Annotated in this window: 20 protein-coding genes, 1 tRNA gene and 1 pseudogene; 10 read left to right on the top strand and 12 right to left on the bottom strand. The window is 54.7% G+C overall.

Features of this window, described 5'->3' with window-relative positions; all coding sequences use genetic code 11:
- The first annotated feature begins 6 nt into the window (after window positions 1-6).
- The 4 genes from argJ (at window position 7) to argF (ending at window position 4,354) form a co-directional block, all read left to right on the top strand.
- Window positions 7-1,236 (top strand): bifunctional glutamate N-acetyltransferase/amino-acid acetyltransferase ArgJ, encoded by a 1,230-nt coding sequence (argJ, locus tag C4N23_RS03355; RefSeq protein WP_055188940.1) that lies wholly within the window; start codon window positions 7-9, stop codon window positions 1,234-1,236.
- Between the two features lie 31 nt (window positions 1,237-1,267).
- Window positions 1,268-2,122: an acetylglutamate kinase gene (argB, locus tag C4N23_RS03350; RefSeq protein WP_055188938.1), complete on the top strand. Its 855-nt coding sequence runs from the start codon at window positions 1,268-1,270 to the stop codon at window positions 2,120-2,122.
- 115 nt (window positions 2,123-2,237) lie between these two features.
- Entirely contained in the window at window positions 2,238-3,443 is a 1,206-nt protein-coding gene (locus C4N23_RS03345; RefSeq protein ID WP_112144042.1) for an aspartate aminotransferase family protein, read from the top strand.
- Window positions 3,440-4,354: an ornithine carbamoyltransferase gene (gene argF, locus C4N23_RS03340; RefSeq protein WP_112144040.1), complete on the top strand. Its 915-nt coding sequence runs from the start codon at window positions 3,440-3,442 to the stop codon at window positions 4,352-4,354. The genes C4N23_RS03345 and argF overlap by 4 nt, the downstream gene beginning before the upstream one ends.
- A gap of 61 nt (window positions 4,355-4,415) precedes the next feature.
- On the opposite strand, the gene C4N23_RS03335 is transcribed toward argF, so the two are convergent.
- From C4N23_RS03335 to C4N23_RS03325, 3 genes are all read right to left on the bottom strand, one after another.
- Window positions 4,416-5,270 carry an SDR family oxidoreductase gene (locus C4N23_RS03335; RefSeq protein ID WP_055188932.1) on the bottom strand — a complete coding sequence of 285 codons (855 nt, stop codon included), beginning with the start codon at window positions 5,268-5,270 and terminating at the stop codon, window positions 4,416-4,418.
- 17 nt (window positions 5,271-5,287) lie between these two features.
- Window positions 5,288-6,661, bottom strand: coding sequence for an MATE family efflux transporter (locus C4N23_RS03330; protein WP_112144038.1), 1,374 nt, complete (start codon window positions 6,659-6,661; stop codon window positions 5,288-5,290).
- A gap of 64 nt (window positions 6,662-6,725) precedes the next feature.
- Window positions 6,726-8,969, bottom strand: a complete 2,244-nt coding sequence (locus tag C4N23_RS03325) for a glycoside hydrolase family 3 N-terminal domain-containing protein (protein ID WP_112144036.1) — start codon at window positions 8,967-8,969, stop codon at window positions 6,726-6,728.
- 395 nt (window positions 8,970-9,364) lie between these two features.
- Here C4N23_RS03325 and C4N23_RS03320 point away from each other — a divergent pair, with 395 nt between their 5' ends.
- The 3 genes from C4N23_RS03320 to C4N23_RS03310 all read left to right on the top strand — a co-directional run bounded on the left by C4N23_RS03320 (window position 9,365) and on the right by C4N23_RS03310 (window position 11,559).
- Complete coding sequence (locus tag C4N23_RS03320) at window positions 9,365-10,882, top strand: MFS transporter (RefSeq protein ID WP_112144034.1); 1,518 nt, start codon at window positions 9,365-9,367, stop codon at window positions 10,880-10,882.
- Window positions 10,883-11,016: 134 nt separating this feature from the next.
- Window positions 11,017-11,310, top strand: a complete 294-nt coding sequence (locus C4N23_RS03315; RefSeq protein WP_055188924.1) for a TM2 domain-containing protein — start codon at window positions 11,017-11,019, stop codon at window positions 11,308-11,310.
- Window positions 11,311-11,355: 45 nt separating this feature from the next.
- On the top strand, window positions 11,356-11,559 hold the full coding sequence (locus C4N23_RS03310) for a hypothetical protein (RefSeq protein WP_097839473.1): 204 nt from the start codon (window positions 11,356-11,358) through the stop codon (window positions 11,557-11,559).
- 81 nt (window positions 11,560-11,640) lie between these two features.
- Here the strand turns inward: C4N23_RS03310 and C4N23_RS03305 are convergent, their stop codons facing one another.
- Complete coding sequence (locus C4N23_RS03305; RefSeq protein WP_112144032.1) at window positions 11,641-13,881, bottom strand: glycoside hydrolase family 2 protein; 2,241 nt, start codon at window positions 13,879-13,881, stop codon at window positions 11,641-11,643.
- 528 nt (window positions 13,882-14,409) lie between these two features.
- Here C4N23_RS03305 and C4N23_RS03300 point away from each other — a divergent pair.
- Window positions 14,410-14,501, top strand: a tRNA-Ser gene (locus C4N23_RS03300).
- Between the two features lie 88 nt (window positions 14,502-14,589).
- Here C4N23_RS03300 and C4N23_RS03295 read toward each other — a convergent pair.
- The 8 genes and pseudogenes from C4N23_RS03295 to C4N23_RS03255 all read right to left on the bottom strand — a co-directional run bounded on the left by C4N23_RS03295 (window position 14,590) and on the right by C4N23_RS03255 (window position 21,665).
- Window positions 14,590-15,765 (bottom strand): tyrosine-type recombinase/integrase, encoded by a 1,176-nt coding sequence (locus C4N23_RS03295; protein ID WP_112144029.1) that lies wholly within the window; start codon window positions 15,763-15,765, stop codon window positions 14,590-14,592.
- Window positions 15,766-15,858: 93 nt separating this feature from the next.
- A complete protein-coding gene (locus C4N23_RS03290; protein WP_317851003.1) occupies window positions 15,859-16,098 on the bottom strand; it encodes a helix-turn-helix domain-containing protein in 240 nt (79 codons plus the stop codon).
- A gap of 77 nt (window positions 16,099-16,175) precedes the next feature.
- Window positions 16,176-16,751, bottom strand: a pseudogene (locus tag C4N23_RS03285) (replication initiator protein A); the annotation flags it as partial.
- A 155-nt stretch (window positions 16,752-16,906) separates the two neighbouring features.
- Window positions 16,907-17,485 carry a helix-turn-helix domain-containing protein gene (locus tag C4N23_RS03280; protein ID WP_242983710.1) on the bottom strand — a complete coding sequence of 193 codons (579 nt, stop codon included), beginning with the start codon at window positions 17,483-17,485 and terminating at the stop codon, window positions 16,907-16,909.
- 512 nt (window positions 17,486-17,997) lie between these two features.
- Window positions 17,998-19,197, bottom strand: coding sequence for a tyrosine-type recombinase/integrase (locus C4N23_RS03270; RefSeq protein ID WP_242983709.1), 1,200 nt, complete (start codon window positions 19,195-19,197; stop codon window positions 17,998-18,000).
- A gap of 65 nt (window positions 19,198-19,262) precedes the next feature.
- Window positions 19,263-19,538, bottom strand: a complete 276-nt coding sequence (locus C4N23_RS03265; protein WP_097773038.1) for a helix-turn-helix domain-containing protein — start codon at window positions 19,536-19,538, stop codon at window positions 19,263-19,265.
- Window positions 19,539-20,550: 1,012 nt separating this feature from the next.
- Window positions 20,551-20,985, bottom strand: coding sequence for a YaiI/YqxD family protein (locus C4N23_RS03260; protein ID WP_112144016.1), 435 nt, complete (start codon window positions 20,983-20,985; stop codon window positions 20,551-20,553).
- Window positions 20,982-21,665 carry an alpha/beta hydrolase gene (locus C4N23_RS03255; protein WP_342587739.1) on the bottom strand — a complete coding sequence of 228 codons (684 nt, stop codon included), beginning with the start codon at window positions 21,663-21,665 and terminating at the stop codon, window positions 20,982-20,984. Before C4N23_RS03255 ends, C4N23_RS03260 begins: the two co-directional genes overlap by 4 nt.
- A 324-nt stretch (window positions 21,666-21,989) precedes the next feature.
- Here C4N23_RS03255 and C4N23_RS14165 point away from each other — a divergent pair, with 324 nt between their 5' ends.
- Window positions 21,990-23,795, top strand: coding sequence for a site-specific DNA-methyltransferase (locus tag C4N23_RS14165; RefSeq protein ID WP_242983708.1), 1,806 nt, complete (start codon window positions 21,990-21,992; stop codon window positions 23,793-23,795).
- A gap of 14 nt (window positions 23,796-23,809) precedes the next feature.
- Window positions 23,810-25,417 (top strand): DUF4435 domain-containing protein, encoded by a 1,608-nt coding sequence (locus tag C4N23_RS03240; protein WP_112144014.1) that lies wholly within the window; start codon window positions 23,810-23,812, stop codon window positions 25,415-25,417.
- Window positions 25,418-25,428 lie beyond the last annotated feature (11 nt).

Raw genomic sequence — 25,428 nt, 5'->3', positions numbered from 1 at the left:
AAACCTATGTCTTACAAGGAAGTAGCGGGCGGCATCTGCGCGCCCAAGGGTTTCGCGGCGGCGGGCGTCCATTGCGGCATCCGCGCCAACCACAATGAAAAATACGATCTGGCGCTGATCAAGGCGGACGTCCGCTGCGCAGCGGCCGGTGTGTATACCACAAATAAAGTCTGCGGCGCACCCATCAAGGTGGACCGCGCCCACCTGACCGACGGCTATGCACAGGCCATCCTCGTGAACAGCGGCAACGCCAACACCTGCGCCGCCAACGGCGTGGCGCTGGCCGAAGAGTGCTGCGAGCTGGTCGGCAAGGCGCTGAACATTCCGGCAGAGGATGTTCTGCCCGCTTCCACCGGCGTCATCGGGCAGCCCATGGTCATTGACCCCTTTGCCCGCGGCATCCCTGCCGCCGCCGAAAAGCTGGCCGCCACCGCGCAGGGCAGCACCGACGCGGCAACAGCCATCATGACCACCGACACCCACAAAAAGGAATACGCCATCCAGTTTGAGCTGGGCGGCAAGACCTGCACCGTGGGTGCCATCGGCAAGGGCAGCGGCATGATCGCCCCCAACATGGCCACCATGCTGGCCTTCTACACCACCGATGCCGCCGTCTCCCCCGCTCTGCTGGAAAAGGCGCTCAAGACAGTGGTCCCCGGCACCTACAACCAGATGAGCGTCGATCTGGATACGTCCACCAACGATACGCTGATCCTCATGGCGTCGGGTCTGGCGGGCAACCCGGAGATCGTGGAAGAAAATGCGGACTATGACGCCTTCGTGGCGGCCCTGACCGCCATTGCGGAGCACATGTGCGCCGAACACGCCGGTGACGGCGAGGGCGCGACCCACCTCATCACCTGCGAAGTGACCCATGCGCCCGACCTGAAGACGGCGCGGGCGGTCTCCCGCAGCGTGGTCTGCTCCAACCTGTTCAAGGCGGCGGTCTTTGGCCGGGACGCCAACTGGGGCCGCATCCTCTGCGCCATCGGCTACACCCCCGGCGATTTCTCCATCGATAAGGTCTGCGTCTGGCTGTCCAGCCCGGCGGGCGAGGTGTATGTCTGCGAGAATGCCGCCTACCACCCCTACAGCGAGGAGGAAGCGGCCAAGGTTCTGGCGGAGCACGATGTCCTCGTCAAGGTGGATATGGGCACCGGCGATGCCAGCGCAAAGGCGTGGGGCTGTGATCTGACCTACGATTACGTCAAGATCAACGGCGACTACCGCACCTGAGAAACGTGTATAGAGCGGGAAGAGGAAACATATGAAAAACGAAGAAATGGCCCTCCTGTTTTCGGAGGCGACCCCTTACATCCAGAAATACCACGGCAAGACCATGGTCATCAAATACGGCGGCAACGCCATGATCAACGAGACGCTGAAGAATGCCGTCATGAACGACCTCGTCACCCTGACGCTGCTGGGCGTGCGGGTGGTGCTGGTCCACGGCGGCGGCCCGGCCATCAACGAAATGCTGAAGAAGGTCGGCGTGGAGAGCCATTTTGCAAACGGTCTGCGGGTGACGGACGACGCCACCATGGAGATCGTCCAGCAGGTGCTGGCCGGTAAGGTGAACAAGGACCTTGTGGCCAAGCTCCGGGGCCGCGGCGTGGGCCTGTGCGGCATGGACGGCCAGATGCTCCGCTGCACCGAGCTGGACCCCCAGCTGGGCCATGTGGGCGAGATCATCCATGTGGACCCCACCCTGATCCAGAACCTGTTGAATGGCGGCTACATCCCGGTCATCGCGACGGTGGGCATGGACGACCTCGGTCAGGCATACAACGTCAACGCCGATACCGCTGCCGCCCAGATCGCCATTGCGCTCAAGGCGGAAAAGCTCGTTTCCATGACCGACATCGCGGGTCTGCTGCGGGATAAGGACGACGAGTCCACCCTCATCCCCGAAGTGGAAGTCTCCGAGATCGAGGGCTACAAGTCCGCGGGCATCATCGCGGGCGGCATGATCCCCAAGATCGGCGGCATGGCCGACGCCATCTATCAAGGCGTCCACGAGGCCGTCATCATCGATGGCCGCGTTCCCCACTCCATCCTGCTGGAGCTGTTCTCCGACCGCGGCTCCGGCACCCGTTTCTACCGGAGAAGTCATCAGGAGTAAGACTTGCTGAAAGTACAGAAGAACTGTATAATAAGAGAAAAAGCTCCCCCTTTGGGTGAGCTGGCGAGCGAAGCGAGACGGAGAGGGCGAGGACGCTCCGAAGGAGGAACAATCTATGGATTCCGAAAAAGTCATCAAGCGGGACAGCGAATACGTCCTGCACACCTATAACCGCAATCCCATCGTGCTGGAAAAGGGCCACGGCCTGTACGCCGAGGGCCCGGAGGGCCAGAAGTATCTGGATCTCACCAGCGGCATCGGCGTCAACAGCCTTGGCTACTGTGATGTGGACTGGGCCGAGGCCGTGGCCGAACAGGCCCACAAGCTCCAGCATACGTCGAACCTCTACTACACCGCCCCCTGCGGCAAGCTGGCCAAAAAGCTGTGCAAGCGCACCGGCATGAGCAAGGTCTTCTTCGGCAACTCCGGCGCCGAGGCCAACGAGGGCGCCATCAAGGCGGCCCGCAAGTACAGCTTCGACCACTACGGCAAGGGCCGCGATACCGTCATCACGCTGGTGAACAGCTTCCACGGCCGCACCATCGCCACCCTGACCGCCACCGGTCAGGAGGTGTTCCACAACTACTTCGGCCCCTTCAACGAGGGCTTCCTCTACGCCCCGGCGGGCGACTTGGAGGCGCTGACCGAGCTGGTGGACCGCCATACCTGCGCGGTGATGCTGGAGCTGGTGCAGGGCGAGGGCGGCGTTGTGGCGCTGGACCCGGAGTATGTTCAGGCGGTCCGGAAGCTCTGCGATGAAAAGGATCTCGTCCTCATCGTGGATGAAGTCCAGACCGGCGTTGGCCGCACCGGCACCTTCCTGTGCTGCGAGCACTACAACCTCAAGCCCGATGTGGTGACGCTGGCCAAGGGCCTTGGCGGCGGTCTGCCCATCGGCGCGGTCCTGATGAACGCGAAAGTGGCCGATGGCATGGGTGCGGGCACCCACGGCTCCACCTTCGGCGGCAACCCGGTGGTCTGCGCCGGTGCCAATGTCGTGGTGGACCGGATGGACCAAAGCTTCCTTGCCAACGTGAACGAGCGCGCAGTCCAGCTGCGTACCGGTCTGGCCAAGCTCCCCATGGTCAAGAGCATCTCCGGCATCGGCCTGATGGTGGGCATCGAGTTCTTCGGCAACGTCAAGGCCGCGGATGTCCTTGCGGCGTGCCGCGAAAAGGGCCTGCTGGTGCTGACGGCCAAGACACGTCTGCGTCTGCTGCCGCCCCTGACCCTGACGGCCCACGACGTGGAAATGGCCCTGACTATCCTGAACGAGGTGCTGTCCGAAATGGCTCAGAAATCGCCGGAGGAACAGGCATGAAACATCTGCTGAAAATGGGCGACCTCACCCCCGAAGAGCTGACCCACATCCTCGATGTGGCGGACAAGCTCAAGGCAGACCAGAAAGCCGGGGGCACCGCTCCCCTGCTGAAGGGCAAGAGCGTGGCGCTGATGTTCTCCAAAAACTCCACCCGCACCCGCACCAGCTTTGAGGTGGGTGTGTATCAGTTGGGCGGCCTTGGAAATTACATGAACGCCGCCACCGAATTGCAGTCCGGCCGGGGCGAGCCCCTCAAGGACACTGCCCGCGTGCTGGGCCGCTATTACGACTGCGTGGTGTGGCGCACCTACCGCCAGAGCGACCTCGAAGAGTTCGCCGAGCTGGCGGGCGTGCCGGTCATCAACGGCCTGACCGATTACGCCCACCCTTGTCAGGTGCTGGCCGACCTGATGACCATCCGGGAGCGCCGCGGTGCGCTGGAAGGCCAGACCCTCTGCTTCATCGGGGATGGCTGCAGCATGGCCAACAGCCTCATCGTGGGCTGTCTGCTGGCGGGCATGAAGGTCCGCTGCGTCTGCCCGCAGGGCTACCGCCCCGCCGCCGATGTGCTGATGTTCGCCCACAAGTACGGCGCAAAGTTCCAGCTCCTGACCGACCCCGCCGAGGGCGTCAAGGACGCCGACGTTGTGGTGACGGCGGCATGGAACACCGCCCCCGGCACCCCGGAGAGCGAGCGCCGTCTGCGGGATTTCGCGGGATTTCAGGTCACGAGTCCGCTCATGAGCAAGGCAAGATCCGACGCCCTGCTGCTCCACTGTCTGCCCGCCCACCGCGGCGAGGAGATCTCCACTGCCGTCTTTGAGGAGCACGCCGACGAGATCTTCACCGAAGCGGAAAACCGCCTCCACGTCCAGAAGGCTGTTCTGGCAGTGCTGCTGGCGAACCAATAACAAAGAAAACTGCCGCATCGGGGAAAATGCTCGGATGCGGCAGTTTTTTGTTGTGTTGGGATCACACGCCCGAATAGGCGGAGAAGCCGCCGTCCACGGGGAGGCAGATGCCGGTGATGAACCCGGCGGCGTCGTTGTTCAGCAGGAAGAGCAGCGCGCCTACGAGGTCACGCTTGCTGTCGCCGAAGCGGCCCATGGGGGTGGCGGCAAGGATCTTGCCGGTGCGGGCGGTGGGGGTGCCGTCCTCGTTGTAGAGGAGCTTTGCATTCTGGTCGCTGGCGAAGAAGCCCGGCGCAATGGCGTTGACCCGAATGCCCACCTTGCTGAAGTGGACGGCCAGCCACTGCGTGAAGTTGGTCACGGCGGCCTTGGAGCCGGAGTAGGCCGGGATCTTGGTCAGGGGCAGGTAGGCGTTCATGCTGGAGATGTTCAGGATGTTGCAGCCCTCGCGGCCGACCATCTGGCGGGCAAAGGCTTGGGTCGGCAGCAGGGTGCCGATGAAGTTCAGGTTGAACACCATCTCCACGCCGCTCTCGTCGAGGTCGAAGAAAGTCACGGTGTCGGTGTCGAGGTCGCCCATCTCGAAATATTCCTTGTCGGTATTGGCGCGGGAATTGTTGCCGCCCGCACCGTTCACGAGGATGTCGCAGGGGCCGAGGTCAGCCAGCACGTCTTCGGCCACCTGTAAGCAGTTGGCCTTGTTCATGACGTTGCAGGTGTAGCCCTTGGCCACGCCGCCCTCGGCTTCGATCTCATCGGCCAGCGCCTTGAGCTTGTCCATATTGCGGCCCAGAAGAGCAACTTTCGCCCCTGCGCGGGCCAAGGCCTTGGCGAAGATGGAGCAGAGGGTGCCGCTGGCACCGGTGACAACGGCGACTTTGCCGGAGAGGTCGGTGTTCAGAACGTTCTTTTCCATGGTGTACCTCCGTTCAATCAGACTTTGCCCGCACCCTTGTCCAAGATCTTATTGAACCGTGTGAAGAAGGTGAAGGCGGTAACGGTTGCAGCAAGGATGTCGCTGACCGGCTCGGCGAGGAAGACGCCGAAAACGGGTTCAGAAACCAGATGCGGCAAAATGAAGATGAGGGGGATCAGCAGGATGATCTTGCGCAGACAGGCCAGCAGCAAGCTGACTTTGGCCTGCCCCAGCGCCATGAAGCTCTGTTGGCACGCGATCTGAATACCCATGGCGAAGATGCCAGCCATATAGATGCGCATGGCCCACGTGGTGTATTCGATGAGGGCGGCGTCCGAAGTGAAGATGCCCGCCACCGCGCCGGGAACCAGCATCATCAGCAGCCAGAACAGGGTCGTGTAGCCGAAGCAGAGGGTCAACTGGAAGCGGAAGGCCTCCTTGACGCGGCTCTTTTTGCCCGCGCCGAAGTTGAAGCTCATCACCGGCTGGCCGCCTTGGCAGATGCCCTGAAGGGGCAGAGTCGCCAGCTGGGAAGCGCTGGTGATGACCGTCATAGCGCCCACGGCCACGTCGCCGCCGTACCGGGCGAGGCTGGAGCTGAAGCTGATGGAGAGCAGACTCTCGGTGGAGAGCATGACGAAAGAGGATATGCCCAGCGCTACGACGGGCAGGATGGTCTTCTTTTCCGGCTTCAGGTACTCTTTTTTCAGCTTGAGAGTGGTCTTGGGGCCGGTGAGGAAGCGCAGGATCCAGATGGCACCCACGGCCTGACTGAGCACGGTGGCGATGGCTGCGCCCTGCACGCCCAGACCGAACGCGAAGATCAGGATGGGGTCCAGAATGATGTTGATGACTGCACCGATGACGGTGGTGAGCATACTGATCTTGGCGAAGCCCTGCGTTGTGATGAAGGGGTTCATGCCCATCACGATGAGGACGCAGACCGAGCCGAGGATGTAGATGCGGCTGTAGGCCAGCGCGTAAGGCAGGGTGGTATCGCTGGCACCGAACAGGCGCAGCAGGGTGGGTGCGCTGGCGTAGAACACGACCGTCAGGAGCACCGCGAAGATCATCAGCATGGTGAAGCTGTTGCTGATGATCTTTTCCGCCTGCTCCTTATCGCCTTGGCCCATGGCAATGGCGGTGCGGGGGGCACCGCCCGCACCGATGAGCATGGCAAAGGCGTTCAGCAGCATCAGGATGGGGGTGAACAGGCCCACGCCCGTCAGCGCCGCCGCACCGATGCCGGAGATGTGGCCGATGTAGATGCGGTCCACGATGTTGTACAGCAGATTGACCACCTGCGCTACGACCGCCGGGATCATCAGCTGGAGCAGCAGCTTCTTGACGTCGCCGGTGCCCATATCTTGCTTTTTCTGTGTCTGAGGCATTTGATTCTCCTTGTGAAAATCGATAATCAACACCCCGGAAGGGGTGCTGATTATCGATAAAAGCTTAGTAATTCAAACCGAAGTTCATCTCATAGTAGTTGCCGGCGGCGTCGCGGTAGGCGTAAGCCTTGCCGTTCTCGTCCTTCATGCTGTCGGGCATGTAGGCATCCTTGGCGTAGCCGGGCACGTCGTTGGGGCTGACGCAGACGCCGTCCGCGTTGACAGCCAGAACCTCATCGCCCTTGGGCAGGGTCAGCGGCAGTTTGCCGACCGGGGCAAAGCGGCCGAAGATGACATCCAGCGTAGCGGAAGGATAGGTGTCGAAGCCGACGGTCAGCGCGTCGGAGACCTTCTCGATGCTGCCGACTTCCCAAGCCAGCGGGCAGTTGATGTTGGAGACGACCTTGCCGCCGTGCGCGTGGACCGCCTCGGCGATGCCGGGGATGCGGTTGGCCCCCACCAGCGTGGTCTCCTTGTGGGTCTCGGCGGTGGGCTTGCCGCTCTCGTCCACGTTGCAGACGGTCTTGTCCTCGCAGATGTCCAGCTCCAGATAGCCGGGGGTAGCGTTGAAGTACGCACCGGACTGGGGGCTGACCATCAGCAGGGCGATCTCGGCTGCGGCGGGGTCATCCACCAGAACCACATCGCCCAGCATCTCCCGCAGGGCCTTGGTGGCAGCCCCGCTGGCTTCGGCGCTCTTGCCGAAGGCCTCGGCGTAGACCTTGCAGCCCTTCTTCAGGGGCAGGGTGCCGTCATTCTTCAACAGGACGACGCTCTCGCGGTGGACGCGGGCAGCCTCTTCCCAGTCGGCCTTGGTGGCTACGACCTCGGCGGCCTTCTTGGGGTCGGCGTAGGGGTCCTCGAACATGCCCTGACGGAACAACTCGGTCAGGGTGCGGCTGACGGCGCGGTTCAGGCTCTCGTCGGTCAGGACGAGGTCCTCCTTCTTGAAGCCGGCGGGCACCTCGTGGGTGTCGTAGTAGCCATTGGTGGCGCGGGCGTAGCTCTCCTCGCCCAGCTCGTTGTCCAGCAGACCGGAGATCAGGTCCACGCCGCTCTGGGTGACGGCGTAGCCGATGCGCTCCGGCTCGTCCAGCATATCGACGCCCCAGCACATGTTGTGGACGATGCCGGTGTCGGAGTTGATGTAGCCCTTGAAGCCCATCTGGCTGCGGAGCATCCCGTCGATGAACACCTTATTGTAAGCAAAGCCGTAGGGGTTCAGCGCAATGGGGTTGCCGTTGAAGTCCTCCTGCGGGGCGCTCTTCTCGGCGCAGGGCTTGGAGTAGTAGGGCATGATGGACTCGGCGTTGTGGCGGATGGCCGCACGGAAAGCCGGGATGTGATACTTCTGCAGGGAGCCGGGGGTGGCGTAGATGTTCCACTGACCAGCGGCATAGTGGGGATCAAAGCCGTTCTCACGGGCACCGCCGCCGGGGAAGTGCTTCACGGTGACGGATACGCCCTCCGGGGTGACACCGTTGCTGCCGCCCTGAATGCCGGGGATCAGGTGGTCGAAGATCTCCTCGATCAGCTCCGGGTCCTCGCCGAAGGTGCCGAAGGTGCGCTGCCAACGGGGGTCGGTGACGCAGTCGGCCATGTACATATAGCCCTTCTTCAGGCCGCATGCGTTCCACTCGCGGCGGATGGTATCGGCGAACTTGTCGATGATGTCGATGCGGGCGGTACCCTTGACGGCGGCTGCGATGCCCAGAGTGCCGGGATAGGTGGCGAACACGCCGGTGGCGTCGTTCATGCCGAAGACGACCTCGCCGTTCTCGTTGCGGCTGTTGGACATGACCTGCATGGGCACGAAGTGCTCACAGGTCTCGGTCAGGTACTGCAGCTGGTTGAGGTAATCGGCCAGATCTTCGGGCGAGGGGCTCTCGCGGAGGATGACGTGGCGGTTGAAGCACTTCTTGACCATGTCGGTGGTGCTGGGCAGAGCCTGATGGCCGAAGATGCTGTCGGAGACATCCACCGGGGCCTCATCCAGCAAGCCGGTCTCGTCGCCCACAGGCTTGTGGCCGTTGGCGGCGAGACGAGGGGAGGGATACTTGGGGCCCATCCGCCAGTCGGAGGTGAAGAGCTGGCCGATCTTCTCGCTGGTGGTCAGGGTCTTGACGTAAGCCTGTGCGCGCTCTTCGGGGGAAAGGCGCCAGTCGTTGACGGCGCTGACGGTGCCGGTGCCGTCGATATCCTTGAAGTACAGGCCGTCCTGCGAAAGGACCTTGCGCTCCACTGTGCCGATGGTGGGGCCGTTTGCATTGACGTAGCGCTGAACGCGCCCGGAAGCTTTTACTGCCATTTGTGTTTCTCCTTTTTCATTTTTACAGGGATGCAGAGATGCGTTTTTATGATACCTATATTATAATGACGCGGCTCCAAACGGAGTAGAAATATTTTTGGATAAATCCGCAATTTCCCCACATTCTTTTCAGGACGTTTCGCGCACATGGGCAATGTGCAATACTAGTATATCACTTGATTGTGCAACCTACCCAATAGCTTTTTTGAAAGTTGTGAAAATCTTCTCAAAATAGTAAAATCGTCCTGATTCACCTCAAAATTTTACTAACAGAATTTTCGAGATGTGTTCATAATAATGACATAAAGTCCCGCAGCCCGCACAGTGGCAGGTGCGGTTTTCTAAACGGGGCAAAACGGAGAACGCCTATTCACGAATTAAGGAGAGAAAACGAAATGGCAAAAACGAGAACTCTGCCGGACAAGTTCTATGACAAGAACTATGAGACCAACGGCATCCACCGCGTTCCGCTGTGGCGTATCGGCTGCTTTGCGCTGAACAACACGGCCACCAACCTGTACCTGTTCCTGATGAACTACGCCACCTACTACCTGATGGGCTGGGTCGGCGTTGGCATGATGGTCGCTTCTTCCCTGACCATGGCCATGCGTATCTGGGATGGCGTTACCGACCCGTTCGTGGGCTTCATGGTCGATAAGACCAACGGCAAGTTCGGCAAGAACCGCCCGTTCATGGTCATCGGCAACATCCTTCTGGCCGTGACCAGCTTCGTCGCCTTCCATGTCACCCACAACCTGCCGCAGGCTGTCCGCTTCCCCTTCTATGTGGTCGTGTTGATGGTTTACTACCTCGGCTACACCTGCCAGTGTGTCGTTACCAAGTCGGCTCAGTCCTGCCTGACCAACGACCCCAAGCAGCGTCCTCTGTTCGCCTCCTTCGACGGTGTGTATAACACCCTCCTGTTTGCCGGTCTGGCTGTTATCACCGCCAACATCGCAAACAGCTTTAAGGATGTCGGCGGCTATGCTTCCACCCAGTTCTTCCACACCTTCTGGATGTTGGTCGCCATCGTTTCCGGCATCTTCACCCTGCTGGCTGTCATCGCCATTACCCCGAAGGACCGTCCTGAGTTCTTCGGCACCGGCAAGCCCATCAAGGTCGGCCTGAAGGATTACTGGGATACCCTGAAGAACAACCGCGCCATTCAGATGCTGGTCCTGTCCGCTTCTACCGATAAGCTGGGCTCTACCGCAAGAACCAGCGCCGTTCAGGTCGCTCTGTTCGCCTGCATCGCCGGTTCTACCCTGCTGCAGGGCAACGTCACCGCTCTGACCACCATCCCCACCTGCGTCCTGACCTTCCTGTGCATCTCCGCTCTGGCTACCAAGTTTGGCCAGCGCAAGGGCATGATCATCGGCTCTGTCGGCGCTCTGATCGGCAACGGCGCTCTGATCGCTCTGTGGCTGCTGGGCGACCCCACCACCATGACCTCCAACCCGGAGACCGGTGCTCTGAACTGGGGCTACTTCCTGATCCTCTATCTGGTGCTGACCGTTCTCACCGGCGGCTTCCAGAACCTCGCTGGCAACATCGTTATCCCCATGACCGCTGACTGCGCTGACTACGAAGTTTATCGTTCCGGCAAGTACGTCCCCGGCCTGATGGGCACCCTGTTCAGCTTCGTGGACAAGCTGGTCTCTTCCTTCGCTCCCATGATCGCCGGTGCCATGTTCACCGCTTGCGGCTTCGCTGACCACAACCCCGTCATGGGCGACCCCGTCACCATGAAGCTCCGCATCGGCACTGCACTGTGCGCTTACGGCGTCATCATGATCGGTCTGGTCTGCAACCTGATCGCGATGCACTTCTACCCCCTGACCAAGGAAAAGATGGCCGAGATTCAGGACGAAGTCGTGAAGATCAAGATGAAGGCTATGGCTGAGAACGCCTGATCCCAAGCTGCATTCTAACCCTTAACACTGCGGAAAACATTCTCATCAGAAACCAATAAGGAGGACCGCTCACCGGGCTGACTGCGCGGTGGGCGGCTTTCCTGATTTTATGAAAGAGACAGAGGTACAAAACAATGGCAAAGACCCAATGGCAGAAAGACCCCAACCACGGCTTCATCTGGAACTGCATCGATCATCTGGCCACATGGTATGATGGCCGCGAAAAGCACGCCGTCAACCGCAAGACCTACCTCCGCCTCTGCATTCTGGGAATTTTTGGCGCACACCAGTTCTACGCGAAGCGGCCCATTCTGGGGGTGCTCTATCTGGCGACCTGCTGGAGCGGTTTTTCCATCGCAATGACCCTCGTGGATGCGATCATCGCCGTCCCCATGAAGCCGGACGAGAACGGCCTCATCCTGCTGTGAGCCACCCCCATTGAGCGGTTTCGCAAAACCGGAAAGGTACATCTTATGAGCAACTTCCTGCAAACGCTGTTCAATACGAACCACGACCAGCCCAGCTTTCTGGTGTTCGTCGTTCTGGCGTTCATCGCCATCGTGGTGCCCAATCTCTCAAAGTATCTGTATGAGTCCCGCCGGGCCCGCAATGCGCCCCATACGACCAGCAGTGCGGCTTCCTCCGGCCCGAAAAAGAAAAAGAAGAAAAAGCGCTGAGAATCTGGTTTCAGAACAATGCCCCGGCGGGCACTGCATTTGCAGCATCCGCCGGGGCATTGTTCTGCTTTTGAGGGGGAATTACTTCTTGACCTTGATGAGCTGTGCGTTCAGGCTCTCGATGAAGCCCTCCGGCATACCGGAGATCATGTTGCTCATGGCTTCGGGGGTCATCTTCTTCATCATGTCCCACATGCCGACGCCGGGCTTGATGTCGAAGTTGGTGGCCAGCTTGACGGCCTTTGCAGCCAGAGCCAGAGCCTCTTCGTTCTTAGCAAGGTCTTCCATGGTGTCCTTCACGCTGTAATAGCCTTCCGGGAACTCCATGGGCGCGGTCAGATCCATGCTGCCGATCTGCTTGAACCAGTTGGCGACGCCTTCCTGACGCTCGTTGAACTCCGGCAGGGTGTAGTAGCCGGGCTCCTCAGCAACCTTCTCCAGCGTGATGGAATCCTTCACATCGCCGGCAACGGCCACGATGGTGTTGAAACCGTCGTTCAGAGCAACGTTGAACTTGAAGACGCGGTGTGCGGTCTGCTGGCCGACTTCCTTGCCGTTGACGTACAGAACGACGGTGTCCTGATTGGAGTAGACCTTGATCTCGGTGGTCTCGCCTGCGCGCTGAGCGTGGCGGCGGCCAGCGATGTGGACCATCGGGGTCTGGGTCCAGTAAGCCTGATAGACAAAATAGCTGTCCTTCTTGGTCTTGCGGTCCATGGTGATGAGGCCCTTGTTGTTGCGGCCGCTCACGCCGCCCTCGTTACGGGCAGCGCAGCCGAAGTCGAACATGTTCCAGACGTGGGAAGCCCAGACCCAAGGACGATCCTCGAAGACCTGTGCCATGTGCTCGTGGTACAGAGCCTGATACTCCTCGGTGTAGTCCTTGCACTGGGGGGTGTTGCTGTGCCAGTTGATGATGCCCTCGCAGCCATACTCAGAGATGCCGATGCAGATGTCGGGGTGCTCTGCGTGGAACTGATCCAGCCACGGGCCGTTCTGCTCCATCTTGCCGCCGTACCAGCCGAAGTAGTGGTTGTAGCTCTCCAGATCGGTGATGTGGTGCATGGGGCCGTTGACGGGGGTGGTGGAAACGTGAGCGATGGTGGTCAGGCGGGTCGGGTCAAGCTCCTTGCAGAGCTTCTCCAGATCGTGATGAGTGTCCACCAGCTCCTGAGAGATGCCGCCGATGAGGATCTCGTTGGAGATGCCCCAGAACATGATGGAGGGGTGGTTGTAGTTCTGGATGATGAGTTCCTTCATCTCCTCCATGACATGCTTGTGAGCGCCCTCGCCCTTCTTGAAGACGCTGATGAAGGGGATCTCAGCCCAAACGGCGAAACCGATCTCATCGCAAGCATCGTAAAAGTCCTGACTGTGCTGGTAGTGTGCCAGACGGATGGTGTTGGCGCCCAGTTCCTTGATGAGCATGGCGTCATCATAGTGCTCCTCGGCGGTCAGAGCGTTGCCCTCGAACACGCGGTCCTGATGGCGGGAAACACCGCGCAGCGGGGTGGGCACGCCGTTGATGGAGAAGCCCTCGTCGGGAGTGACCTTGAAGGAACGGACGCCGACGTTGGCGGCGATCTCGTCCACTTCCTCGTTGTTGCGCTGCAGGGTGGCGACAACGGTGTACAGGTTGGGCTCGTCCATGCTCCACAGCTGGGCATCGGGAACGTAGATGGTGACCTCAGTGTCGGCAGAGCCGCGGACAGCAGAAGCGACCTCGCGGCCGAAGCAGTCCTCGATGCTGTACATGACGGTCAGGTCGTCAGCGGGGTTGGTGACGAAGCTCTTGATGGTGAAGTTTGCGCCGCCGTCCTCGGTGGGAACAGGGGTGACCATCATGCCGGGGCCGCCGTAGTAGTCCAGATCAAAGTGTGCGTCGGGCACGCTGATCAGGTTGACACCGCGGTACAGGCCGCCGTAGAAGGTAAAGTCGGCGGAAGAGGGGTACATGGACGGGGTGTCCTCGTTGGAGACCTCGATGGTCAGCTCGTTCTCACCCTCGTGGCACAGGTCAGTGACGTCCGCACGGAAGATGGAGAAGCCGCCCTCGTGGGTGGTAGCGACCTGACCGTTGACCTTCACGGTGGAGTTCAGGGCAGCAGCCAGAACTTCCATGTAGGTGCGGCCGCCCTCGCGGGGCTGCTTGGGTGCGGTGAAGGTGCGGGTGTAAACGCCGGTGGTGCGCAGGTAGCTGCCATTGCCGTCGTTGCCATCCACAGCGTTCCAAGTGTGGGGCAGGTTGACCTGCTCGGTGGCGTGGTCGCCCTTGGGGAAGGACAGGGTCCAGTTTTCGTTCAAAGAAATGATCTCTCTCATTGATACGACTCCTTCTCAGATTTTCAGTGTGTGGGTCCGCAGCGCAGACCTCGTTGTAAAACTAGTATATCACAGTGAACCCGGCAGACGTTTGTACAAAATCGCTTTAAAATAGTAATATTTTGCGAAAATTTCAATGACCGGCGGAAATTTGTGTGGGAAATCTGCCGCAACCGGTTGACCAATTCCTATAATGCGGGCGTGTTGGTGCTGCGTGCGCCCCCCTCTTCTGCAATGAAAACCAGTTGACGGAAGGCGGGATTTTTGGTATAATAACAAAGCTGTAGGATTATCAGTGTGAATGTTTGCACTGCGCTCCACAGCATGATTTGAATATGGAGATGTATCGAAGCGGTCGTAACGAGAACGACTCGAAATCTAACTGGCTTTTTGGAAGTGGGTTTCCGGTTTTGCTAGGTTTCATGCGGGTTTTCCGACTTCGAGAGTGAACGATTTTCGGTCGTTCTCTCCTGAAATTCTCTCCAAAGTTTTCCCGGAATGCACGGAGCATTCTAAAATTTAATATCTGGAGCATTACTCAAGTGGTCGTAAGAGGTCGCACTCGAAATGCGATAGGCCGGGAGACCGGTGCCAGGGTTCGACTCCCTGATGCTCCGCCAAATCGAATGGACAGATGAATTTTATTCGTCTGTCCATTCTTTTTTGCCGGAACATCGCCCGTCCACCCTGTCTTTGGGGCGTATGGCATTATGCTGACGCATTGCCATAGCCCAGCCCCTCCAGCATCGCCTGTGCAGACGAGAGTTTGGAAGCGTAATCGAGGTGGGCGTAGATGTTGGCGGTGGTGGAGAAGTCGCTGTGACCCAGCCATTCCTGAATCTGCTTCATGGGAACGCCGTTTGCCAGAAGAAGGCTGGCGCAGCTGTGGCGCAGATCGTGGAAGCGGATAGGACGCAGACCGTTTTTCTCCAACAGCTTCGGGAACTGCTCGGAAACGTAGTTGGGGCGGATGATGTTCCCGATCTCGTCCACACACAGATAGCCCAGATACTCCCGATTGTAGCTTTTACCGCACAGGCGGCGGTAGGTGTCCTGCTGACCTTTCAGCATCAGCAGACGGTCACGGATGTGGGGCACAAGTGGCAGCGTCCGAAGGCTGGACTTCGTTTTTGCACGGTCAGCCTGCACCAGAACCTTTTTGCCGTCGATGGATGCCTGCGTGACGATGTGCTTGACCTCCAGCGTGTTGGCTTCAAAGTCGATGGCATCCCATTTCAGACCCAGCACCTCGCTGCGGCGCAGACCGTAGAAGGATGCCAGCAGAACCGGGATCTCCAGCTTGGTGCCCTCTGCGACCTCCGTCAAAGCATGAATCTCTTCGGCGCTGTAATAGCTGCCTTTGAACGCATTCTTCTTCGGACGCTCGACCTTATCTGCCGGGTTGGTGGGGATCAGGTCGATCTTCACCGCATACTTCAACGCCTTGTGGATGTTTGCATGATAATGGATTACCGAATTTGCCTTGACCCGTTCAAGCTGCTTGTTGTAGAAATCCTGCAAGTCGGTGGCTTTCAGGTCTACCAGTTTGATGCCGCGCTTTCGGAAATAGGGAACGATCACACGCTCCACCATTCCCTGATAGCTTGCATAGGTCGTGATTTGGACAGTGTTTTTCGTGACTTCCAGCCATTTCAGCATGAAGTCCGAAAAGAGAATGTCATCGTCTAAGCGAATCTCCGCAGGTGCGGTGGAAACCATGAAGTTCCGCCGACGTTCCAGCAAAAGAGCCTCGGCTTTCTTCTTGTTCCTCTTGACGGACAGACCGGTGGCTTCCCACTTGGTCTTTCGCTTTCCGTTTGCGTCCTTGTAACTCAGAACGATGTAGTAGAAGTCGTTTTTTTCTTGCAGATGCCCTGCTACCATAGTGTTTCCTCCTGTCTTTGCATCCACTTGAATATGTAACTTCTGCCGCTGACACCATCAGTGTACCCAACGGCAGGAGAGAATGCAAGGATGTCACGCCCGAACCATGTTGCCGGGTGCGAATCCGATGAGATAGGTCAAAAGATGTGCCTTGGGGATGCGGTAGGAGCGTCCGACCTTCAAATGCTGGACGCTCCCTTTTTTCAGAAGTGCATACCCGGTTTTTGTGCTGACGCTCAAAATTTCGCACATCTGGTCGATGTTCAGCACATCCGGGTAATCCCGGAGCATCACACGGTACGCATCACGGGGATTCAGATTTTCCTCACCCAAACAGATTCCCCCTTTCTGGGTTCATATTCTCCCGATCCAATGCCAGACTGCATTTCAGGGCTTTTTCAATTTGCGCCATCCTCATCGTCCGGGCAGAGCCGGAGCAGGAGGTCCACCTCCAAAGACTGATAAAAATAATCCTCAAGCTGCTCCCGGATGCCCCCGGAATAGATAGGGTCAGGATCGTTCCACTCAGTTTTATTCTTATCAGTCTTATTTGCTTGCGGTTTTGGCTGCTCCAGAATTGCGTTTTCGGCAGCACCAGAATTGCTGTTTGGGCAATTCTGTACTTGCGCTTTTGGCAAGCCGGAGGAAAAGTCCTTGACGTAGATCAGGCTGGGTCTGCCCAGACCACGGCGTTTGCGCTCGATGAGGTCGATGTCCTCCAGTTCCCGGAATAGCTTGACCGCCTTGTGTTCGGCGCAGCAAAGGGATTCCTGCACTTCCCGGACGGTGTAGATGATATACACCCGCCCTTGCTCGTCCAGCCAGCCATTCTTTACGGACAGGCTCATGCGGTCCAGCAGGATGCCGTACAGAGTCCGGGCATCCGTGGAAAGCTGCCGGAAGCGGCTGTCTTGGAACAGTGCTTTCGGGATGCGGAAGTAGGAGAACAACTCGCCCGACTGACCATAAAAGTAGTCCAGCGTCATTTGGTGTGACCTCGGATTTTCAACCGTATGGGTGTATTCATGTGGAAAACTATCACTCCTTTCCTGTCAGATGTAAAATACAACGTCCGTTGAAAAGGGTACTAAGCAAACAGGACTGCCTCACATACATTGCGCTGTGGAGCAGTCCTGTTCGTTTAATATGTAATTGTCATTGCACCTTCATGGCAGTCCTGTGCATAGGTGCGGAGCAGATCAAGGTGCCTTTGGGATTTTCGGACGATAGCCGTTGCACGGTCGCCGGACATAAACTCAACGACTGCAAGCCGTGGAATCGTCAGCGTGCCACGAATTTTGAAACCAACAAGGATCTTCTGATTGCACCATCGCTGGATGCTTTGTGCAGAGTAGCCTGTCAGTTCCGAAACTACCGGGGTGGTCAGCAGATCATCATATCCAACCGTGAGTTTTTCCCATAGGGTGTACAGCCCTGTTTTTTCCGGTTCTGTAAAATTGAAGCGGATGATCTCTGCGGCAGGCTTGTCCGGGTGCCGCTTGGAGCAGCCGCTCTTTCCGATATAAAAGCCCGTTGGCACTTTATACTTTTCGGGGTTATCTTCACGGTCACACAAGTAGGTGATCACATCGTGGGTCGCAATATGGTATTTGCGTGTTTTCTTTCCTGTATTGATACACGGAACGAGGCCGGAATCCAGAAGGTACTTGGCATGTTGCTTGTTGATGCGGGCAACGCGATAGAACTGGTCTTTCGTCATTCCATTGGGATATTCTTCGAGTATTTTATAGCACTCTAACAGAGTCCTCATGTTCATCCATCCTTTGCTGCTTTGATTTTGTCAGCGTCAGAAGCAACATATTGTATGGATGGATTCTGGCTCCCGGAATCTCTCTCGCCCGTTCTCTCCAAAGGGCGTAGAATCTCTCCCAATTCTCTCCAAAAGGCAGATTTTTCTGCGTTTTGGAATGTGGGTTCAAATCCGCATGGAGCCTAATGATTTTGGATTTTGATGAAATTTTGAGCGTAAATTCGATGGTTCGTATCTTCTGGCAAAGTCGGCTAATTACCTCTATCTTCCACCAAGTACCGTGAAGCAGGAAAAACTCGAAATCGTTTTGTCCTTAATCGGGCACGTGGGTTCGAATCCCACCATCTCCGCCAGAAGTCGCAGATTCAAACGAATCTGCGACTTTTTCTTTTGCATCAAGCAGAGAAAGACCGCTTTTGCCTCATCACAGTATGCTTTATGCATGAACGATAAATCCATAATTATTTGGGGAGTTTGGATTCTCCCAAAAGGTTCGCAATGACCCCAGCAGACCCCTGTTTGCTTTTGTAATCGAGATGTGCGTAGATGTCAGCGGTGGTAGAAAAGGTACTGTGCCCCAGCCATTCCTGAACCTGCTTCATAGATACGCCGTTCATCACCATCAGGCTGGCGCAGCTGTGGCGCAGATCGTGGAAACGGATGTGCTTCAGCCCGTACTTGGTCAGCAACCAGTCGAAGTGCTCCGTCACGAAGTTCGGGCGGATCAGCTTGCCTTCCTGATCGGTGCAGACGAAATCCAGATACTCAGTGCTGTAGCTCTTCTTGAACAGCTTGCGGTAAAGCTGCTGCTTTTCCTTCTGCTTCAGAAGTTCTTCTTCCACAGCCGGGATCAGCGGCAGGGTGCGGCAGCTGGTCTTGTTCTTCATCACATCGCTGACCACAGGAACGTACTTGCCGTTCACCAACTGTTCCGTCACCTTGTGATTGATGGTGATGGACTTGCGCTCAAAGTCGATAGACGACCACTTCAACCCCAGCACCTCGCTGCGGCGCAGACCGTAGTAGGCCGTGATGAGGATGCACAGATGCAGGGGGTCATCCTGCGATACTTCAAGCAGCTGCTGGACTTCATCCTTGGAGTAGAAGTTGGGACGGAAGCTGTTCTTCTTCGGGCGGTCAACTTTCAGCATCGGGTTGGTTTCCAGATAATCCTTGCGGACGGCATCCTTGAACGCTTTGCCGAAGATGGCGTGGTAGTGAATGACCGTGTTGGTGGTGTAGCCCTCCAGCAAGATCTTCTCCTGAAACTCATCCAGCACCTGCGGTGTGACCTCGCACAGCTTCAAGCCCAGCGGTTCAAAATACTGCGTGATACGCCCGGTGATCATCCGATTGTAGCTGATAAAGGTTGCAGGCTGAATGGATGCCTTATGGACTTGCACCCACTCGTTGAGATAGTCCAGAAACAGCATCTCCGACTTGTTGACGGGTTGGAGGGGCAGCGGCAGGGGCTTGGCGGTTTTAGCATCTACTTTTTCGTAGGCTCCGCCCCGCCCTGTGGGCAGCTCCCCAGTCTCATCATAGTGGAGCAATACTTCCCGGAGCATGGATTCCGCCTTGCGCTTGTTGCCCCGGACGGTCAGACCTGTGGAGATCCACTTGATCTTCCGCTTGCCGTTGGCATCATAAAGATTGATCACGAAATAGAAACGTCCATTTTTCTCTTGGACAGACCCTGTAGTTTTCATCATAAACCTCCTTTGGGTCAACAGGCGTGCTGTCCGTTGCTGCACCCACAGCATACCACATCCAGCGGCGGATTTCCAGCCGGGAAGGTGCTCTGCCCGGTGAGCAGGAACTCGATCACACTCAGCTTCGGGATACGATAGGTGCGGCCGATTTTAAGCGCAAACAGGCGGCGGGAACGGATCAGTTCCCCAACTGTATGACGGTTCAGACCAAGCATCTCCGCAGCCTGCTGAAGGCTGACGGCATCGGGGTAGCCGGGAAACATCTGGGAATAGGCATTGTTAAACTTCATAGGCACTCCTTCAGCATAAGTAGTCTAAGGTCAAAAAGTGTGTTACCTGCGGTTATATCCTTTGCAGCAAAGCTGCGGTCAGGTGGCAATGTAAAGAGAGCTGGCAGTAGTTCCAACTCCCCCATCGCAGATAAGTTCAAACCCGTCTGCGTTAATAAGTTAAGGTCTCCCATATTGGTCCTCGACTTCCCTAGGAGTGGGGAATCGTCCGGCGGTGGGCTTGCACCGCACCATTGGCATTTCAGCCACCCCGTCTTCGTTATGACCGGGCTGCGAGTTACAGAAGTACCTTTTGTGAAGTACCAGACGATTGAACTATTCTGTTTTCAAAGAACGGAGTTATATAGAAAATCTTCAGAATTTAGGGCTTCCGAAAAATTATCCCTCTAATTGGTAGCCGACGAAAAAGTGCTTTTTGTTACCCGAAAAAGAAATTTGTTGAAAAGTTCTTGGAAAATATAGCCGAAGTAGCCTCTTGGTTAAAATAACGTCGGTCTACGGGGCGACCGATGGAGGGCGGAACTTGGCAACAATGGCAGTGCCTGAAGTTGAAAGTGGTCTTGAAAAAAGATGCCCTACACTTGGTAGGCGTCGAGAACGCCTGTTTCATAGCATCGAAGGGGAAATTGTAATTGAATTGTAATTCTTGAAGCCGAATCTCCACTTTTGAAAAAGTCCTCTCACTTGGTAGCCGACGAAAAAGGGCAAAAGACAACCATGTTTTTGAGAATTAACAAAAAGGTCACAAACGACCGGCCTTCAAAGAGGAGGTTCTATTATTAACAGAAAAAATGGCCAGAAATGGGGGGTGCTGACGCTGATTTTTTTGCCTTCATTGAAAATTGAAAAACCTCCCTCACTTGGTAGGCATCGAGAAAGGCTCGTTGACAACCTTTATTTTGAAAATTAACAGAAAGTTAACAAAGCAAGATGCGCTGAACAAGAAACAACCGCCGCTCACTCCGGGAAAGAGTGAGTGGCGGTTGCAATATCAAATTTTTGATTCAGAAAATCAGATGCTCGCTAAAATATCTGTCAGTGTGGCGACAAATGCTTCATCCTGCTCCTTCGTCCGCTTTGGGCTCCTCTTGGGGTGCTTTCCGGCACGGAGGAGCTTTTTGTTTTCACAACGCCGTAGCATGAGAGCGTCTATATTATCAGCGGTGTATTCCAGACCATTCTGGTTCAGCACTCGTGCGCACTTGGCAAGACACATACTCGCCAGCCCGTAGTCCTGCGTCACAACCACATCTCCCGGTTTTACCCGGTTGACGAGAGCAAAATCCACGCTGTCCGCTCCTTTGTCGAACACCAGTGTCTGCGCACCTTCACGCTCGATTTGATGAGAGGTGTCACACAGGATGGTAACTGGAACACTGAACCGTTTTGCAACCTGCAAAGTCAGATTGACCACCGGACAGCCATCTGCATCAATTAAAATTGTCATGCGTGTTCCTCCATCGTCCACCGAAAGGCTTTCGCGGTACGCAAATCGGCGTCTTTGAAATGCCCGCCGCTGTTCCATTCAAAGGTGCAGTCTGCACCGCGCGCTATAAGCTGACTGTGCAGAGTGCGGATATTATCCCCCACCACAGCCATGACAGCGTTTTTCGTGTGTTCTTCCTTGTCGCCAAGGCTCAGATAAATGTGCTGCGTTTGTATCGGGCGCTGCTGTTCAAACTCCATCCAGTCCGGAAACCACACCGAGGGCGAGGCGGCGGCGACACCGTAGAACAGATTTGTCTGGGTGGAGGCCCACAAAGCAAACAGCCCTGCCAGCGAGTAGCCGCCCAGAATGATTTTGACGTTTTCCGGGAGATTGAACTGTTGTTTCAGCGTTGGCACGACCTGTTCTGTCAGAAAGCGCAGCGTGTCCGCCGCATTGCCGCCAAAACTTTCTTTGCCCCATACCGCAGGAGCTTCCCATGGGGAAAGTTCATCGTTCCAGCTTTCCACCGGGATAGCCGCAAACAAAAAATTCCAGCTGCTCTGCGCAATCACTGTCACTTCATGGTCCATGCTTTGCAGCTCGTGTTCGCCGGTCATTTGGAGCAGCAGGTATTTCGCATGGGCTTCGGCGTAAATCCGGCAAGGTCTGTTCCCGATTTGCATGGTTTGTACGGTCACTGCGGCGTCCTCCCTAAAAAACTTTGATAAGCCCAGTATAGCAACTGAAAAATCATTTTGCAATTCAAAAGGCGTTCGCATTCGTAGCAAGCAGTGTCTTCGTATATACAAAGACCATTTTGCGTTGCAAAATGCTTGTTGGGAAATCCCAAACCCTTGAACTGCATCCGACGGATGCAGGCTACGCGTTTTTGCAAAACGCTTTTGCGACTTGCAATTTTGTTCATCAAACTTGTATTTCTTTGCCGGAACCGTTGCGCTTTGCCGCCCAACTTGTTATTATTAAACGTGAAAGAACTTTCACAGAGAAACGGAGAAAACACCATGCCTACTTTGGAATGGATCGGAAAAAGCAAAGTTGTCAATCATCATCAGGAAGTGCCGTTCCGTGTGTTGGAGCGTCAGTATAGCTTTGACGAAATGGGCAAGCACACCGAGGACAACGGCAGTGATAACATGATTATCCACGGCGATAATCTGGAAGCCCTGAAAGCTCTGCTGCCGCAGTATGAGGGCCGGGTGAAGTGCATCTACATCGATCCTCCTTACAACACTGGCGAAGAAAAGTGGTGCTATAACGATAATGTCAACGATCCTCGCATTCAGAGATGGCTACAAGAAACACTCAAAGGCCAGCCGGTTGGCAAAGAAGGCGAAGATTTGACACGCCATGACAAGTGGCTCTGTATGATGTATCCTCGGCTGATGCTTCTGCAAAAGCTTCTGGCAGATGACGGTGCGATTTTCATTAGTATTAGTGATATTGAATTTGCGAATCTTCGATTGATTTGCAACGAGATTTTTGGCGCATCAAATTTTATAGCAACATTTATTTGGCGAAAAGTTGATAGCCCAAACGATAACAAAGTTCCTATTACGCCAGATCATGAGTACATCCTTCTCTATGGAAAGAATCCAAGCTTAAAAAAGTTCAAGCAACTGGAAGCACCTGGAATTGTTAATGCTTATGGGTTTGTAGATGAGCAAGGGCGACGGTACAGGGATCGTTTGGTAAAGAAAAATGGTAGAAATAGTTTGCGCACAGATAGACCAACTATGTACTTTCCGATAATCGCACCAGATGGTTCCGAGGTCTATCCTATTCATGATAATGGCGAAGAAGCTCGATGGGCGATGGGAAAGGATGGAATTGCCAAACATATTGCCGCAGGAACACTAGTCTGGAAACGTAGAAATCGAATGGGAAAAGAGGTTTGGGAGCCTTACTCGCGCGAGTATGCACCCCAAAATCCATCACGCCCTTACCCGACGATTTGGAATGACCTTGCAACCATGCGACAAGCAAAAGCTTTTTTGAAATCCATTTTTGGAGTGACAGACATATTTAGCACACCTAAGCCGCATGAGCTGATAGAACGTATCCTCCAAATGATTTCTGACCCGGATGTTATCGTATTAGATTCGTTTGCAGGTTCTGGAACAACTGCCCATGCAGTATTGAACATGAATAAAATGGATGGGGGTCATCGCAAATTTATTCTAGTTGAAATGGAAAATTATGCAGATACCATTACGGCAGAGAGGGTAAAACATATAATAACGGGTTATAAAACAGATAGTGAAGCTGTCTTATATGACAAAGAAATTACCACAAAAAACCTTGCGGAGGGTGCAACACTACTAGAAGAAGCGAAAGCTGTTGCTAAAGAAGCAAAGTCGGCGTATTCGACGGTAAAAGCCCCCCAAATTATTGATGGACACCTTAAAGTAACGGCAATCAATAAAGCAAGTGATAAAGTAGATGGCACTGGTGGCAATTTCAGTTACTACGAACTGGGCGAGCGGCTGCTTCTGCCGGATGGCAACCTGAATGAAAGCATCGGCACAGACAAAATCCGTGACTACATCTGGTATACGGAAACGAAGAAACCTGCGGTGAATCAACAGAACGAAAGCCCATATTTTCTCGGTGAGAACAACCACACCGCTTACTATTTCTACTATGAGCCAGACCAGATATGCGTGTTGGACTATGCTTTTTTGTCTACCATCCAGGAAAAAGCGGAAAACTATCTGATTTATGCTGACCGCTGTGCATTGAGTGAGAGTGACTTGCTGCGGTTTGGTATTACGTTTAAGAAAATTCCGCGCGACATTGCGCGGGTGTAAGGAGAAAAAAGATTATGGACTTCACATACTGGCTTCCAGATGAAAATGGAAACAAAACAGAAAATAAAGCGGCATCGAATTCGGTTATCATCATTGGTGCGAACGGGTCAGGAAAGAGCAAGCTTGGTGCATGGATTGAGCAACAGAACATGAGCAATATCCATCGCATTGGCGCTCAACGAAATCTTAATTTCAAAGAAAACATTCCGCTTAAAAGTTATTCTCAGGCCGAGGATTTTGTGCTTTTTGGCACAGACGATGCAAGTGGAAAGCACGATAGAAATAAAGGATATCGATGGGGATGGGGAAATTTTACTACGCAACTTTTAAATGATTTTGATGATGTTCTCGCAGCGATTATTGCACTCAAAAATAATGATAATGATAAATTTGCACAGGAATGTAAAGCTGCAACAAATAAGGAATCTTATCCAGAACCGCCATTAACAGCAATTGATAAATTGATCTTAATTTGGAATGAAATTTTTCCGCAAAGAAATCTAAAGGTTGTAGACTCAAAGTTTATTGCATACTTTGACAAAGAGGGGAAAACTGTTGAATATAGTTCTACTCAAATGAGTGATGGCGAAAGAGCCGTACTTTATCTAGCTGCACAGGTGCTTTGTGTCCCACAGAATAAAACACTGATTATTGATGAGCCAGAAGTGCATCTTAATCGGTCTATTATGAATCGACTCTGGAATGCATTAGAAAGATATCGACAGGATTGCTTGTTTATTTATATCACGCATGATACGCAATTTGCTGCCGCACATGGAAATGCAGATAAAATCTGGATCAAAGAATTTAATGGGGAGCATTGGAAACTTCAAAAATTGGAGAGTAATGACCTTCCAGAGGAATTACTTTTTGATATTTTAGGAAGTCGAAAGAATGTATTATTTGTCGAGGGTGAGAAAAATAGTTATGATACCCAATTGTACACTATTTTATACCCCAATTATTATGTGATTGCTTGTGGGAGCTGTACACGTGTTATTGCAAGGACAAAGGCATTCCGCAATTGCCCTTCGTTACACCACTGCGAAGTATATGGGCTTATTGATAGAGACTATCGATCCGATTATGAGATTCAAAAATATAAAAAGGAAAATATTTATACTCTTGAAGTGGCCGAAGTTGAAAATCTATTTTTAGTGGAAGAATTAATTCGACTGATGGCGGAGCGGTTTGCAATGGATCCTGATAGGTGTTTTGATGAAATCAGTAAATCCATCCATGCACGCTTTTCTAGTCAAAAAGAGCGGCAGATTTGTCAAAGCACAGTTGCGCATTTGAAATATCAATTAGCATCGATTGAGTTGTCGTCAAAAAATAATGATGAACTTAAACATAGCTTAGACACTGCGTTAGAATCGATTGACTACGATAGAGTAAGAGATGAGGAAAAGACAAGGTTTCAAAGTGTACTGGATGATGGTGATTACGCAAAGATATTGAGAGTGTTTAATGAAAAAGGGCTGATAATCTCAATTGGACATTTCCTAAAAATTGAAAACAAAGAATACTGTAATAAAGTACTGGTTTTGTTGAATGGAGCGTTACGCAGGGAGATTTCAGATGCGCTTTCAAATTATCTGCCACCTGAGATTCCACGATAAGAGAGTAGCCG

It is taken from the genome of Faecalibacterium hattorii (assembly GCF_003287455.1).
Taxonomy (GTDB): Bacteria; Bacillota; Clostridia; order Oscillospirales; family Ruminococcaceae; genus Faecalibacterium; species Faecalibacterium hattorii.
Note: the sequence above shows the minus strand (reverse complement) of the source record. Positions and strands in the feature narration are given on the sequence as shown.

What these genes read in the sequence shown, in the direction of transcription:
- C4N23_RS03325 (WP_112144036.1), bottom strand. Translation starts at nt 8,969, where the DNA reads ATGGCAGTAAAAGCTTCCGGGCGCGTTCAGCGCTACGTCAATGCAAAC.
- C4N23_RS03345 (WP_112144042.1), top strand. Translation starts at nt 2,238, where the DNA reads ATGGATTCCGAAAAAGTCATCAAGCGGGACAGCGAATACGTCCTGCAC.
- C4N23_RS03265 (WP_097773038.1), bottom strand. Translation starts at nt 19,538, where the DNA reads ATGAAGTTTAACAATGCCTATTCCCAGATGTTTCCCGGCTACCCCGAT.
- C4N23_RS14165 (WP_242983708.1), top strand. Translation starts at nt 21,990, where the DNA reads ATGCCTACTTTGGAATGGATCGGAAAAAGCAAAGTTGTCAATCATCAT.
- C4N23_RS03335 (WP_055188932.1), bottom strand. Translation starts at nt 5,270, where the DNA reads ATGGAAAAGAACGTTCTGAACACCGACCTCTCCGGCAAAGTCGCCGTT.
- C4N23_RS03315 (WP_055188924.1), top strand. Translation starts at nt 11,017, where the DNA reads ATGGCAAAGACCCAATGGCAGAAAGACCCCAACCACGGCTTCATCTGG.
- C4N23_RS03280 (WP_242983710.1), bottom strand. Translation starts at nt 17,485, where the DNA reads ATGACGAAAGACCAGTTCTATCGCGTTGCCCGCATCAACAAGCAACAT.
- C4N23_RS03320 (WP_112144034.1), top strand. Translation starts at nt 9,365, where the DNA reads ATGGCAAAAACGAGAACTCTGCCGGACAAGTTCTATGACAAGAACTAT.
- argF (WP_112144040.1), top strand. Translation starts at nt 3,440, where the DNA reads ATGAAACATCTGCTGAAAATGGGCGACCTCACCCCCGAAGAGCTGACC.
- argJ (WP_055188940.1), top strand. Translation starts at nt 7, where the DNA reads ATGTCTTACAAGGAAGTAGCGGGCGGCATCTGCGCGCCCAAGGGTTTC.
- C4N23_RS03295 (WP_112144029.1), bottom strand. Translation starts at nt 15,765, where the DNA reads ATGGTAGCAGGGCATCTGCAAGAAAAAAACGACTTCTACTACATCGTT.
- C4N23_RS03305 (WP_112144032.1), bottom strand. Translation starts at nt 13,881, where the DNA reads ATGAGAGAGATCATTTCTTTGAACGAAAACTGGACCCTGTCCTTCCCC.
- C4N23_RS03240 (WP_112144014.1), top strand. Translation starts at nt 23,810, where the DNA reads ATGGACTTCACATACTGGCTTCCAGATGAAAATGGAAACAAAACAGAA.
- C4N23_RS03330 (WP_112144038.1), bottom strand. Translation starts at nt 6,661, where the DNA reads ATGCCTCAGACACAGAAAAAGCAAGATATGGGCACCGGCGACGTCAAG.
- C4N23_RS03310 (WP_097839473.1), top strand. Translation starts at nt 11,356, where the DNA reads ATGAGCAACTTCCTGCAAACGCTGTTCAATACGAACCACGACCAGCCC.
- C4N23_RS03260 (WP_112144016.1), bottom strand. Translation starts at nt 20,985, where the DNA reads ATGACAATTTTAATTGATGCAGATGGCTGTCCGGTGGTCAATCTGACT.
- argB (WP_055188938.1), top strand. Translation starts at nt 1,268, where the DNA reads ATGAAAAACGAAGAAATGGCCCTCCTGTTTTCGGAGGCGACCCCTTAC.